Here is a 15,223-nt window from a genome sequence, read left to right as displayed (position 1 = left end):
TCCCTGGCACCCCGTTGGCACGCACGTGACGGCGGCCCTCCGGCCCACCCGGCCGGAGGGCCGCCGTGCGTGCGCGCGGGGACGGGGCGCGGGGGCTCGGCCGGAGGCCGGCTGCGCGGAGGGCTGCGTGTGCGGCTGCGTCTTCTTCCCTGTTGAGGGGCCGCCGCCGCCAGCAGGGTTGTGGAAAACACGGCTTGGAGGCCCACAGTGAAGGTTCGCGCAGCGCACGACGAGGCGAGAGACGGGGACGTCCGGGTGGCGTCGTTCGCACAGCGGAGGCTGTGGTTCCTCGACCAGCTCGCCGGAGGTTCGACGGATTCCCTGCTCCCGCTGGCGCTGCGCATCCGCGGCGCCCTCGACGTGGCGGCGCTGGAACGGGCGCTCACCGGAGTCGCGGACCGGCACGCGGTGCTCCGCACCCGGTTCGTGGCAGTGGACGGGGAGCCGGCGCCGCACGTGGACCCGCCGGGCTCGGTGGTGCTGGAGCGGGCCGAGGCCGGCAGCGCGGAGGAGCTGTTCGACAAGGAGCTGGCCCGCCCGCTGGACCTGGCCGCCGCGCACCCGCTGCGGGCGACGCTCACCCGGCTCGGGCCCGAGGAGCACCTGCTGCTGATCGTCGTCCACCACATCGCCGTCGACGGCTGGTCCTGGGACGTGCTGCTGCGCGAACTGGACGCCGGCTACCGGGGGGAGACCGTAGCAGCGCCGGGACTCCAGTACTCCGAGGTGGCCGCGGCCGAGGCGGAGCGGCTGACCGGACCGCGGATGGAGCGCCTCCTGGACCACTGGCGCGGACGGCTCGCCGGGGTGACGCCGCTGGCGCTGCCCACCGACCGACCGCGCCCGCAGTTCTGGGACGGCGCGGGCGACGTCGTCCGCTTCGAGCTCCCGGCGGCGCTGATGGCGGACGTCGACCGGGTCGCCCGCGAGCACCGCGCCACCCGCTACATGCTGCTGCTCGCCGTCTACCAGGCGCTGCTGGCCCGCTACTCGGGCCGCTCGGACATCGCCGTCTGCACGACGCTGGCCGACCGCGGGCAGGCCGCGACGGCGGACGTCATCGGGCCGTTCGTCAACACCGTCGTGCTGCGCACCGACCTGACCGGCGACCCGACGTTCGCCGAGCTGCTGGCCCGGGTCCGCGCCGGCGCCCTCCAGGACCTCAGCCACGCGCAGGCGCCGTTCGACCGCGTGGTGACGGCCGTCGGCGGGGAGCGGGACCTGTCGCGGCACCCGCTCGCCCAGGCGTCCTTCACCCTCCTCAACACCGTGCCCGAACCGGCGCGCCTCGCCGGTCTGGACGTCTCCCTCGTCCGGACGCCGCTGCCCGGCACTCCGCTGGACGTCTTCCTGGACCTGTCCCTGCGTGCCAACGGCGACGTCGCCGCCCGCCTCCAGTACGCCACGGCCCTGTTCGACGCGGACACGATGCGGCGGTTCACGGAGGGCTTCCATGAGCTGCTGGCCGCCGTCGTCGCCGCACCCGGGGCTCCGCTGAGCGGACCGACCGGGCGGATCGCGCCGCTGCCCGGCGCCGAGGGCGAACGGCTCGTCGCCCTGGCCGGTTCCGGGCGGACGGCGGAGCCCGCAGCACCCTTCGCGGTGCGCGGCGAGCCCGGTGCCGTCGCGCTGGCCTGCGGCGAGGAGACGGTGACGTACGGCGAGCTGGACGCCTGGGAAGGCGGCCTGGCGCGCGCGCTCACGGACGCGGGCCTGACGCCGGGCACCCCGGTGGGGGTGTGCCTGCGGCGCGGCGTCCCGGCCGTGGCGGCGCTCACGGCGATCTGGCGGGCGGGCGGCGTGTACGTGCCGCTGGACCCGCAGCTTCCCGAGCACCGGCTGCGGTTCATGGCCCAGGAGGCCGGGGTCCGGTACGTCGTCACGGACGAGGCCACCGAAGAGCGGGCCGCCGCGCTCGGACGGCCGCTCGTCGCGGTCGAGTCGGTGCGGCCCGACGCGGGGTTCCCGCACCGCGCCCTCGACCCCGGCGCGCTCGCGTACGTCATCTTCACCTCCGGCTCCACCGGGCGGCCCAAGGCCGTCGGTGTCGAGCACCGGGCGATCGCCGCGCACGTCGACGCGGCGCGCGCCGCGTTCGGGATCACCGCGCGGGATCGCGTCCTCGCCTTCTCGTCCTTCTCCTTCGACGCTTCCCTGGACCAGCTCCTGACCTCGCTCGGCTGCGGTGCCACCGTCGTGCTGCGCCCCGACGAGCAGTGGCTGCCGTCCCAGTTGGCCGCCGCGGTCACCCGGCACGGCGTGACGGTGCTGAACCTGCCGCCCACGTACTGGGCCGAACTGGCCTTCTTCCTGGACGACACCACGGCGCCCGCGCTGGCCACGGTACGGCTGCTCGTCCTCGGCGGCGAGACGGTTCCGGCGGCGGCGCTCACCGCGTGGCGGTCCGTGCTGCCGCACGTGCGGGTGTGCAACGCCTACGGGCCCACCGAGACGACGGTCACCGCCACCACCCACGACGTGACGGCCGCCGACGACCCGGAGCGCACGCCCATCGGGACCCCGCTCGGCTCCCGCCGGGCCCACGTGGTGGACGCCCACGGCGAGCTGCTCCCGGAGGGCGTACCCGGCGAACTGCTCATCGGAGGACCGGAGCTGGCCCGCGGCTACCTCGGCAGACCGGAGCTGACGGCGGACCGCTTCGTGCCGGACCCGTACGCGGGGGGCGGCGGACGGCTCTACCGCACCGGAGACCTGGTGCGCCGGCTGCCCACCGGGGAGCTGGAGTTCCTGGGCCGCACCGACGAGCAGGTCAAGCTGCGCGGCTTCCGCATCGAACCGGGTGAGGTGGAGGCGGTACTGCGGGCCTGCCCCGGCGTGGTGGCCGCCGCCGCGGCGGTCCGCCCCGACGGGCACGGCGGCGCGGTGCTGGCCGGTTACGTCGTGGCCGGCGGGGACGGGCCCGTCCCCGCCGCGGAGTTGCGCGCCCACTGCGCCGGGCGGCTGCCGCACTACGCCGTGCCCTCGGACTTCGTCACGCTGGAGGCGCTGCCGGTGGGCGCGTCCGGCAAGCTCGACCGGGCCGCGTTGCCCGACCTGCGCCCGGACCGGGACCGTGCCCTGGGCGGGACCGAGTTCGTCGTCCCGCGCGACGCGACCGAGCGCGTGGTCGCGGAGATCTGGGAGGAGGTGCTGGGCGTCGGCCGGGTCGGCATCGACGACTCGTTCTTCGACCTCGGCGGGCACTCCCTTCTCGCCACCATGGCCGTCTCGCGCATCGCCGCACGGCTGGGGCGCGAGGTGGAGCTGCGCACCCTCTTCGAGAACCCGCGCATCAGGGAGTTCGGCCCTCTGGTGGCCGCGGCCCGCGAGGCCGGGACGGCGACCGTCGTCCCCGTCGACCGCTCGGGGCCGCTGCCGATGTCGTTCGCGCAGGAGCGGATGTGGTTCCTCGACCGGATGTCGGACGTGGGCGACGAGTACGTGCTGTGGTTCTCCTGGCGGCTGCGCGGCGGCCTGGACCGGGCCGCCTGGCAGGGCGCGCTCGACGAGGTCGTGGCCCGGCACGAGGTGCTGCGGACGGCGCTGCTGGAGGTGGACGGCCGTCCGGTGCAGCAGGTCGTGCACGGCGTCGGCGTACCGCTCGCCTGGCACGCGGTCCCGCGCGGTGCCGGGGACGAGCGGCTCGACGCCGTGCGCGCCGAGGCGGTCGCGTTCGCCACCGGCCGCTTCGACCTCGCCGCGCCGCCGCTGCTGCGCGCGGGCGTCTGGGAGTTGGACGAGGACGACCACGTCGCCGTCCTCGCCTTCCACCACGTGGCCACCGACGGCTGGTCCAAGGACGTCCTCATCGAGGAGCTGTCGGCCCTGTACGGCGCGCACCGGGAGGGCCGCCCCGCCGGGCTGCCGCCGGTCGCCGTCCAGTACGGGGACTTCGCGCTCTGGCTGCGGGACCGGACGGCGGGCGGCGCGCTGGAGCCCCACCTGCGGTACTGGGAGCGGAAACTGGCCGACGTACCGGTGCTGGAGCTGCCGACGGACCGGCCGCGCCCGGCGGGCTGGTCCGGCCGCGGCGGCGCCGTGGAGGTGAATCTGCCCGCCGAACTGGCGGACGGACTCGCCGCGCTGGCCCGCCGGCACGGCGTGACCCGCTTCGTGGTGCTGCTGGCCGCCGTGCAGATCGTGCTCGCCCGCTGGTCGGGGCAGGACGACGTGGCCGTCGGCTCTCCGGTGGCCGGGCGGGGCCAGGTGGAGCTGGAGCGCCTGGTGGGCCTGCTGGTCAACACCGTGGTGCTGCGCGGCGACCTCTCCGGTGAGCCCTCCTTCGAGGAGTTCCTGGGCCGGGTGCGGGAGACGGTGCTCGGGGCCTTCGAGCACCAGGAGGTGCCGTTCGAGCGGCTGGTGGAGGAACTGCGCCCGGAGCGCGACCCGTCCCGCAACCCGCTGTTCCAGGTGATGTTCGACGTGCAGGAGAGCCCCGCGGGAGGCCCGCGCGTGCCGGGGCTGGAGGTGGCGCACTTCCCGCTGCCGTGGGGCTCCGCAAAGTTCGACCTGACGGCCACGTTCCTGCTCTACCCCGACCGGTTCGCCCTCAACGTCGAATACAGCACCGACCTGTTCGACGCCGCCACCGTCACCCGCTTCGCCGGGCACGTGGGGCACGTGCTGGCCTCGGCGCTCGCCGCTCCGGCAACTCCCGTGGCACGACTGGCGATGCTGTCGGGCGAGGAGTACGCGGAGCTGGCCGGGGAGCCGGCCCGGCAGCCGGTGCACGTCGCGGAGGGGCCGCCGTTCGCGCCGCAGGGCGCACCGGACGCGGTGGCGCTGGTGTGCGGGGAGCAGACGCTGCGCTATGGCGAACTCGACGGCCTCACCGGTGGGCTCGCGCTCGCCCTGACCGAGGCAGGGGTCCGCCCGGAGACGCCGGTCGGCGTATGCCTGCGGCGCGGCGTGTGGTCGGTCGCCGCGATGGCCGCCGTGTGGCGGGCGGGCGGTGTCTACGTGCCCCTCGACCCGCAACTGCCGCCCGAGCGCCTGCGGTTCATGGTGGAACAGGCGGGTGTGCGGCACCTGGTGACCGACGCGTCGACGGCCGGCCCGGCCGCCGCGCTCGGCCCGCTGCGGCTGGCCGTCGAGGACGTCGTCCCGGCGTCCGGCGCTCCGCGCCACGTCCCGCACCCGAGGGAGCTGGCCTGCGTCATCTTCACCTCCGGGTCCACCGGCCGGCCCAAGGCGGTCGGCGTCGAGCACCACGCGGTCGCCGCCCACACCCGTACGGCCCGGGAGGAGTTCGGCATCACCGCGGCGGACCGGGTGATGAACCTCGCCTCCTTCTCGTTCGACGCCTCCCTGGAGCAGATCCTGCCTGCCCTGAGCGCCGGGGCCGCCGTCGTCGTCCGCCCGGACGAGGTGTGGTCGGTGGAGGAACTCGCCGAGCAGGTGCGCGCCCACGGGGTGACGGTCATGGAGGCCACGCCGTCCTACTGGGAGGAGATCGCCGCCCGGCTCGACCTCGTGGCGGACGACCTCGCGAGCCTGCGGCTGGCCGTCACCGGCGGCGAGACCCTGCCCGCGGCCATCCTCGGCCGCTGGTTCGCCCACCTGCCCGACGTGCCCATCCAGAACACCTACGGACCCACCGAGACCGTCATCTCGACCAGCGCCCACCCGGTCACCGCCCCGGTCGAGGGGCGCGTGCCCATCGGGCGTGCCTGGGGTGCGCGGCGCACCTACATCGTGGACCCGCACGAGGAGCTGGTGCCGGTCGGCGTCCCTGGCGAACTCCTCGTCAGCGGGCCGGAACTGGCACGCGGCTACCTCGGCCGCCCGGAGCTGACGGCGCAGCGCTTCGTGCCCGACCCCTTCGGCGGCCGTGGCGGGCGGCTCTACCGCACCGGGGACATCGTCCGCCGACTCCCCACCGGGGAGCTGGACTTCCTCGGCCGGCGCGACGACCAGGTCAAGATCCGCGGCTTCCGCATCGAGCTCGGTGAGGTCGAGGCCGTGCTGGAGCAGCACCCCGACGTGCACGCCGCAGCCGTCCTGGTCCGCGAGCTCGGCGGCGACCGGGCCCTGGTCGGCTACGCCGCCGGACGGGTCCGGGACACCGAGGAGCTGGCCGCCTGGTGCCGCACACGGCTGCCCGGCTACATGGTGCCCGCGGCCTTCGTGGTGCTCGACGCCCTGCCGCGCACCGTGCAGGGCAAGCTCCACGCCTCCGCGCTGCCCGCGCCCGAACTCCGGCACGCCGCGGCGTTCGTGGCGCCCCGCACCCCCACCGAGGTGGTGACCGCGCAGATCTGGGCGGAGGTGCTGGGCGTGCCCGCCGTCGGCGTGCACGACGACTTCTTCGCACTCGGCGGCCACTCCCTGCGCGCCGTCGCCGCCGCCTCCCGCCTGCGCGGTGCCTTCGACTGCCCCCTCCAGGTGCGGGACCTGTTCGAGCACCCGACCGTCGAGCGGCTGGCCGCCGAGGTCGAACGGCAACTCGTCGACCTGATCTCCGCGATGAGCGACGACGAGATCGACCTGTCCCTGACCGCAGACCACTGATCCCCGGATTGGACGGAACCTCCCATGACCGCTTCCCCGGTGTCACCGGCCTCCACCGCCTCGTCCCCCGCCGCCCCGGGCCGCGCCCTGTCCCCCGCCGCCCGGAGGCTCCTGGAGCAGCGGCTGCGCGGCGCCGCGGACCTCCCGCCGGCGGGCATCCCCCGGCTCGACCCGCGCCCCGCCCGGTTCCCGCTGTCGGCGGCCCAGCAGCGCCTCTACTTCCTGCACCGCCTCGACCCCGGGAGCGCCGAGTACCTGATGCCCGCCGCCTGGCGGTTCTCCGGCCCGCTGAAGGCGGCGGCGCTGGAGGCGGCGGTCGCCGACCTCGTCGCCCGGCACGAGCAGCTCCGCGTCGTCTTCCCCGACGAAGACGGCGTCGCCGCCCAGTGCGTCCTGCCGCCGCCCCCGTCGCCGCTCGAGGTCGTCGACCTGGCCCCCGACGCGGCGGGCCCCGCCGCACCCGTCGGCGAGGCGGAACTGACCGCCGCCGTCCACGCCGCGGCCGTCCGCCCCTTCGACCTGGCGCACGAACCGGCCTTCCGCGCCGTCCTGCTGCGTGTCGGCGCCGAGGACCACGTGCTGGTCCTGGCCATGCACCACATCGTCTCCGACGGCTGGTCCCTCGACATCCTGCTGCGGGACCTGCGCGCCTGCTACGCCGCGCGGACCGGCGGCGACCCCCTCCCCGCCCGCGCCGCGGACGCCGTCGACTACACCGACTACGCGGTCTGGCAGCGCGGCCGGGACGAGAGCGGCGACCTCGCCCACTGGCGGTCCGCGCTCGCCGGACTCACCCCGCTGGAGCTGCCCACCGACCACGTCCGGCCCGCGGAACGCTCCTCGGCGGGCGCTGTCCACACCGTGGAGCTGCCCGCCGATCTGACCTCCGCGCTGGCCGAGTTGGGCCGCCGCTCGGACACCACCCCGTACATGACGGTGATGTCCGCCTTCCAGGCCGCGCTGGCCCTCCACAGCGGCCAGGACGACATCACCCTCGGCACGGTCGTCGCCAACCGGGAGGAGCCGCAGACCGAGGACCTGGTCGGCTTCTTCGTCAACACCCTCGTCATCCGCACCGACCTGTCCGGCGACCCCACCTCCGCCGAACTCCTGGCACGCACCCGGGAGAGCGTGCTGGGCGCCCTCTCCCACCAGAGTCTGCCGTTCGAGCGGGTCGTCGACGAGCTGAGCCCCGAACGGGACCTCTCCCGCAACCCGCTCTTCCAGGTGCTGTTCTCCCACACCCCCGCCCAGCAGGGCACCTACGCGCTCGGCGGCGCGACCGGGACCGCCTACCCCATCGACCTGACCACCGCCAAGTTCGACCTGACGCTGGACCTCCAGGAGGACGCCGGAGCCACCCGGCTGCGCTTCGTCCACCGCACCGACCTGTTCACCGAGGAGTCCGTCGCCCGGCTGGCCGCGCACACCGTGGCCGTGCTCCGCGCCTTCACCCGGGTGCCGAGCATCCCGCTGAGCGAGATGGCCCTGCTCACCGACGAGGAGATCGGCGAGCTGCTCGGCCCGGACGGACCGGCCGCGACCCGGGCCGACGCCCCCGCCGACGCCCCGCGCACGGCCCCGGCCCGGCTGGCCGCGCACGTGCGCCGCACCCCGGACGCCGTCGCGGTCCGCAGCGGCGGGCAGAGCCTCACCTACGCCCGGCTCGACGCCGCCTCGCGCGCCCTGGCCCGGCGGCTCCGTGCGGCGGGAGCCGGCCCGGAATCACTCGTCGGCGTCTGCCTGGACCGCTCGGCGGGACTGGCGGTCGCGCTGCTCGGTGTGTGGCGGGCGGGGGCCGCCTACCTCCCGCTCGACCCGGCGCACCCCCGCGCCCGACGCGCCTTCACCGTCGAGGACGCGGGCGTGGACCTGGTCGTCGCCGACGCCACCGGCCGTGCGGCCGTGGCGGGACTGCCCGTCGAGGTGGTCCCGCTGGAAGCCGAGGCGGAGGCCGAGGCCGAGGCGGGGGACACGGCTCTCGACCCGGTGGAACCCGGGCCGGAGGACCTCGCCTACGTCATCTACACCTCGGGCTCCACCGGACGCCCCAAGGGCGTCGAGGTGACGCACGGCAACCTCGCCTGGCTGCTCGACGCCGCCGACCGCCACTTCGACTTCGGTCCGGACGACGTCTGGACGCTCCAGCACTCGCCCGCCTTCGACTTCTCCGTCTGGGAGCTGTGGGGGCCACTCGCGTCCGGCGGCCGGGTCGTGGTGCTGACCGAGGACGAGGTGCGCGACCCCGCCGCCGTGCACGCGGTGCTGCGGCAGGAGGGCGTCACCGTCCTCAACCAGACGCCCGCCGCGTTCAAGGGCCTGCGCGCCCATCTCGCACAGCAGGGCGCCGGCTTCGCCGAACTGCCCCTGCGCACGGTCGTCTTCGGCGGGGATGCCTTCGACGCCCGTGACTACCGGGACTGGTTCGCCGTCCCCGCCGACGAGCGCCCCGCGCTGGTCAACATGTACGGCATCACCGAGACGACCGTGCACGTCACCCACCGGCTGATCGAGGAGGCGGACACCACCTCACGGGTGTACTCGCCCATCGGGCGCCCGCTCACCGGGCAGCACGGCTACGTCCTCGACGCCGCCGGGCGGCTCGTGCCGCGCGGCACCGTGGGCGAACTCCACGTGGCCGGAGGCGGTGTCGCCCGCGGCTACCGCAACCGTCCCGAACTGACCGCCGAGCGCTTTCCGTTCGACCCGTTCGCGCCGCAGGGCGGCCGGATGTACCGCACCGGCGACCTCGTGCGGGTGCTGCCCGACGGCCAGTTGGCCTACGTCGGCCGCGCCGACCACCAGGTCAAGATCCGCGGCCACCGCATCGAGCCGGGCGAGATCGAGACGGCCCTGCGCGCCCTGCCGGGCGTCACCGACGCGGCAGTGGTGCCGCGCCCCGACGGGCAGGGCGGCACCCGGCTCGCCGCCCACGTCACCCTCACCGAAGGACGGCCGCTCGACGCCGCCGACCTGCGCGAACGGCTACGGCTCACGCTGCCCGGCTACATGGTCCCGGCCCTCTACGTCCGCCACCCGCGGCTCCCGGTCACCGTCAACGGCAAGGTCGACCGCGCGGCTTTGGCGGCGGCCGCCGCCGAGATGGACGCCGAGGGCAACGGCGAGCACACCGCGCACACCCCGCCCTCCGGGCCCGTCGAGGAGACGCTGGCGGGCATCTGGGCAGAGGTCCTCGGCGTCGAGCGGGTCGGCAGCACCGCGAACTTCTTCGACCTGGGCGGCGACTCGATCCTCGCGCTGCGCGTCATCGGGCTGGCCCACGCGGCCGGGCTGACCCTGGGCGTGCCGGACCTGTTCCGCGCCCGGACCCTGGCCGACCTGGCCCGGCGGGCCGCCCCGGCCGAAGCAGCGGCCCCGGCCCCCATCGAGCCGTTCTCCCAGCTCGACCCGGCCGACGCGGCCCGGCTGCCCGAGGGGCTGGAGGACGCCTACCCGCTCACCATGCTCCAGGCGGGCATGCTGCACGAGATGCTGGCCGACCCCCGGCGCGGCGCCTACCACAACGTGACAGCACTCAAGATCACCATCCCGGAGGGCTTCGACCGCGGAGCGTTCCAGCAGGCGGTGGACACCGTGGTGCGCGCGTACGGCATCCTGCGCTCCTCCATCGACCTCGTCTCCTTCAGCGAGCCGATGCAGCTCGTCCACCGCACCGCCGAGGTCCCCGTCGGCTGCACCGACCTGCGGGACCTGTCGCCCGAGGAGCAGCGCGCGGCCCTGCGGGCCTTCGTCGACGACGAGTTCGGCCGCCGCTTCGACCTCGCCGCGCCGCCGCTGATCCGCATCCACCTGCACCGGACGACCGACACCGAACTGCGGTTGACCCTCACCGACTGCCACGTCGTCCTCGACGGCTGGAGCCTGACCTCCCTCATCGCGGACCTGCTCGATCTGCACCGGCAGACCGTTGCCCACGGCCGCGCCCCGCACCTGCCCGCCGCACCGCCCTTCGCCGAGTACGTCGCCCTCGAACGCGCCGCCACCCGCGACGAGGCGGGCCTGGACCACTGGCGCCGGACACTGGCCGAGCTGAGCCCCGTGCGGTTCACCCGCCGTGGGTCCGGGTCCGACGCCGCCGATGCCGAGCGCCTCGTCCACGAGACCACCCGCTCGTACCGGGCCCTCGCCGAGCCCGTCGGGCGGCTCGCCCGCCGGGCCGGGGTACCGCGCAGGACGGTCCTCGTCACGGCGTTCCACCACGCCATGAGCCTGTTCGCCGCGCGCTCCCCCGGCGACGACGACGCCGCCGGGCACGCCATCGGGCTCGTCACCAACGGACGGCCCGAACTGCCCGGCGCCGACCGCATGCGCGGGCTGTTCCTCAACACCGTCCCGTTCGGGGTGCGGCGTCCGCAGGGGAGCTGGCTCGACTACCTGCGGTCGGTGTTCGAGGCCGAGCAGGAGATGCTGCCGCACCGCCGGGTGCCGCTCGTGCGGCTGCAGCACCTGCGGCCCGGGGAACCCGGCCTGGTCGAGGCCGTGTTCAACTACGTCAACTTCCACCGGCTGTCCGGGGACACCTGGGACGAGTCCCTGGAGATCTCCCGCACGATGTTCCCCCTCCTGGTGAACGCCGGCGTGGACGGCTTCGCCCTGGACGCCGACCCGGCGTTCCTCTCCCCCGCAACCGCCGAACAACTCGCCGACCTGCTCTGCTCGGTGCTCGCCGGGATGGTCGCCGAGCCCGAGGCCGCCGTCGTCGCGCCCGCCCTCTCCGGAGAGCCCCGCGAACGCGCGCTCCAGGAGTGGGCCTGCGGCCCGGAGCGCACCAACACCCCGCTCACCTTCCCCGAGATCGTCGCCGGCCGGGCCGCCCTCGCCCCGCACGCGCCGGCCGTCGCCCACGAGGGCGGCGAGATCGGCTACGCCGCACTGGAGCTCTCCGCCCGCGCACTGGCCCGGCGGCTGCGCGGACTCGGCGTCGGGCCCGAGACCGTCGTCGGCATCTGCGTCGACCGGGGGCCGGACTGGGTGCGCGCGGTGCTCGGCGTCCTCAAGGCGGGCGGCGCGTTCCTGCCGCTGGACCCCCAGCACCCCACCGACCGGCTGGCGTTCATGGTCGCCGACAGCGGCATGCGCGTCCTGCTCACCCAGTCCGCGCTCAAGGGGACCGTGCCCTTCGACGGCCCGGTGCTGCTGCTCGACGAACCGCTCGCCGCACCGGGCGCGGACAGCTGGCGCGGGCCCGACCCGCGGCCCGGCGGGGAACCGGACCCGGACGCCGGTGCGGAGCCCGCCGCCGATCCCCGCACCGAACCCGCCGCGGGCCCCGCCGCCGAGAACACCGCGTACCTCATCTACACCTCCGGATCGACCGGCACTCCCAAGGGCGTCGCCATCGCCCACCGCGGTCTGACGAACATGCTCGAAGGCCAGCGCGACCTGTTCGCCCCGGACCCCGGCGACCGTGTTCTGCAGTTCGCGTCCGCGAGCTTCGACGCCTCCGTCCTCGAACTGACCTGGGCCCTGGCCAACGGCGGGACGCTGTGCACCCCGCCCCGCGACGCCCTGCGCCCCGGCCCCGACCTCGCCGACACCCTCCACCGCTACGGCGTCACCGGGACGATGCTGCCGCCGAGCGCCCTCGCGGTCCTCGGCGAGGACCGCTTTCCCGGACTGGAGGTCCTCCAGGTGGCGGGCGAGGCATGCCCGGCCGAGCTGGCCCGCACCTGGTCGCGCGGACGCCGGTTCTTCAACGTCTACGGGCTCACGGAGACCACCGTGTGGTCGGTCGCCGCCCGGCTCACGCCCGACTGCGGACGTCCGCCCATCGGCCGTCCCATCCGCAACACGCGCATGTACGTCCTCGGCGAGGACCTGCAACCCGTCCCGGTCGGTGTGCCCGGTGAGATCCACCTCGGCGGGGCGGCCGTCGGCCCCGGCTACCTGGGACGCCCCGCACTGACCGCCGCCACCTTCGTGCCCGATCCCTACGGCGGGCCGGGCGACCGGCTGTGCCGCACCGGCGACATCGGCGCCCAGCGCCCCGACGGGACGGTGGAATGGCTCGGCCGCCGCGACGGCCAGATCAAACTGCGCGGCTTCCGCATCGAACTGGGGGAGATCGAGCACGCGCTGCGGGAACTGCCCCAGGTGCGGCAGGCGGCCGTCCTGCTGCGCCGCGACCTGCCCGGCGAACCGGCGCTCGTCGCCTACGTCGTCCCCGACGGCACGGGCGCGGCGGACGGCGGGGACGCTGCCCGCGTCGAGGGGATGCAGCGCGCACTGCGCTCCCGGATGCCCGGCTACATGGTGCCGGCCCGCTTCGTCCTCCTGGACGTGCTGCCCGTCAACAGCAGCGGGAAGATCGACCGGAAGGCGCTGCCGCTGCCCGCGGCCGGGCGCGCCGAGGCCACGACGGAGTACGTCGCCCCCCGCACGTCCGCCGAGCTGGTGCTCGCGGAGGTGTGGTGCAACGTCCTCGGCATCCCGGAGGTCGGCGTCCATGACGACTTCTTCCGGCTCGGCGGCAGTTCGCTGTCCACCGTCCGGGTGGCCGCCCAGGCGAACGCCCGCGGGCTGCACGTCTCGGTGCGGGACCTCGTCGAGCAGCCGACGGTCGCCGGGCTCGCGGCGCGTGCCAGTGCGCCGGGCGGCGAGAAGCCCGTCCGGTCCGAGGTGCGGCTGCGGGACGGCGACGGCCCCCCGCTGTGGTGCGTGCACCCGACGGGCGGCAGCGCCGCCTGGTACGTCCCCCTCGCCCGGACCCTGCCCCCGGGCCGACCCGTGCGGGCGTTCCAGGCACGCGGCCTGCTCGGCGGCGTCGACCCGACGACGATCGCCGGGATCGCCGCCAACTACGCGGCCGAGATCACCGCACACGGCGCGACGGGACGGCACCACCTGCTCGGCTGGTCCATGGGCGCCAACCTGGCTCTGGAGATGGCCACCCAGCTCCACGAGGCGGGGCACCCGGTCGAACCACTCGTCCTGATCGAGCCCTACCTGCCCAACCCGGACGCCCGCGCTCGCCTCCTCGGTGTCGGCCGGGCCATGGAGGAGGGACTGCGCCTGCGCGATCGGGTGCACGCGCTGCCGCCGTCCGCCGAACGCGACGGAGTCGTGGCCGATCTGACCGGCCTTCTGCTGGACAACGGCATGAGTCCCAGCGAGGCGGCCCTCGTCGAGAACGCCCCCATCGAGGTCTGGCACTCGCTGCTGACCGCTCTGGCCGGCTACCGGACCCGCCCCTACCCCGGCCGCATCCACCTCGTCGTCGGTTCCGCCGCCGCCGGCCTGCCCGACGGAGAACCCATGCCCGGCCTCGACGTCGACCACCGCACCTACCTCGGCCGCTGGCGCGAAGTGGCCCGCGGCGGACTCACGGTGCACGTCACCGAAGGCGACCACATGTCCATGATGTCCGAACGCCTCATGCCCTCGACCGCCGCGCTGCTGGACACGATCTGTACGGAGGCACGGCGATGACGGCCCCGACGCACACGACGGCGGCCCCCGCCGTCGGCTTCACCGAGCGGTACCTCCTCGAACCCGCCCTCACCGCGGAGCCGTACGGCTACCTGGACGCCCTGCGCGACCACCGGCCGGTGTACCGGAGCGCCGTGCACCGCGCCTGGCTGGTCACCGGGCACGCGCAGGTGATGCGCTGCCTGCGCGACCCCGCGATCTCCGCGGAGCGGGTGCGCCCCCTCATGGACGCCGTTCCGGAGGGAGCCCGCGAGGACGCCGGACGCGCCTTCGCGATCCTCTCCCGCTGGATGGTCTTCAACGACCCGCCGACCCACCGGCGGCTGCGCCAGGCCTTCCAGGAGCAGTTCGCGGCCCGCGCCATCGGCCGCTACCGCGGGTTCGTCGCACGGGCGACCCGGGCCATGCTGGCCCGCCGCGCCGCCCCCGGCCGCACCGGCGAGCTGCTCGCGGACGTCGCCCGGCCGCTGCCCGCCCTCGTCTTCGCGCGCTGGCTCGGCGTCCCACAGGCCCACAGCCCGTCGTTCTGGTACTGGAACGCCCGGGTGGGCGACCTCGTGCTCGGCGCCGCCCAGGAGGAACGGGAGTACCGCACCTCGCTCCAGTCCCTGGTCAACCTGGAGGACTACCTCGCCGACCTGGTGCGGCAGCGCCGCGCCGCACCCCGGGACGACCTCATCAGCTCCGTGCTGGCACAGGGCCGCATCGGCTCGTCGGTCAGCGAGGAGGAGTTCGTCGGCATGCTGACCCAGATGGCGTTCGCCGGCGGCGAGACCACCAGCAACCTCATCGCCAACACCGTGCGCGCCCTCCTCACCCACCCCGAGGCCCTGGAGGCCGTCCGGGCGGAACCGGAACTCGTGCCGGCCGCCGTCGAGGAGACGCTGCGCTTCGACGGACCGTCGAAGATGTCCGTCCGCACCGTCGCCCGGGACGTGGAACTGGACGGCAACGCCCTGCGGACCGGGGACCGCGTCTTCCTGGTGACGGCGGCGGCCAACCGCGACCCCGCCCGTTTCCCCGACCCCGACGCGTTCGACACCCGGCGCGGCGACACCTCCCACCTCGGCTTCGGATTCGGCCCGCACTTCTGCATCGGCGCCGCGCTCGCCCGCCTGGTCGCGGGCGTGGTGGTGGACGTCCTCGTACGCGAGTACCCCGCTCTGCGCCTCACCGACGAGCGGCACAGCTGGCAGCCCTCGCTGCTCAACCGCGCCCTGACGGCCCTGCCCGTCCGCTACTGACCACGGCCGCCGCACGGCGG

General features: G+C 75.3%; 3 protein-coding genes. All 3 read left to right on the top strand.

The genetic code is table 11. From position 1 onward, the window contains the following. Positions 1-207 precede the first annotated feature (207 nt). From H300_RS0107345 to H300_RS0107335, 3 genes are read left to right on the top strand one after another with little or no spacing between them, the layout of a single operon-like run. Positions 208-6,510 (top strand): non-ribosomal peptide synthetase, encoded by a 6,303-nt coding sequence (locus H300_RS0107345; protein WP_051269687.1) that lies wholly within the window; start codon positions 208-210, stop codon positions 6,508-6,510. Between the two features lie 24 nt (positions 6,511-6,534). Next, complete coding sequence (locus tag H300_RS0107340) at positions 6,535-13,959, top strand: non-ribosomal peptide synthetase (protein WP_078515783.1); 7,425 nt, start codon at positions 6,535-6,537, stop codon at positions 13,957-13,959. After that, positions 13,956-15,203, top strand: a complete 1,248-nt coding sequence (locus H300_RS0107335) for a cytochrome P450 (RefSeq protein WP_028426918.1) — start codon at positions 13,956-13,958, stop codon at positions 15,201-15,203. The genes H300_RS0107340 and H300_RS0107335 overlap by 4 nt, the downstream gene beginning before the upstream one ends. Positions 15,204-15,223: the final 20 nt, after the last annotated feature.

The sequence above is a fragment of the Streptomyces sp. TAA040 genome, assembly GCF_000424845.1.
The sequence above is the reverse complement of the archived record's forward strand: the minus strand, read 5'-3'. Positions and strand labels throughout refer to the sequence as shown.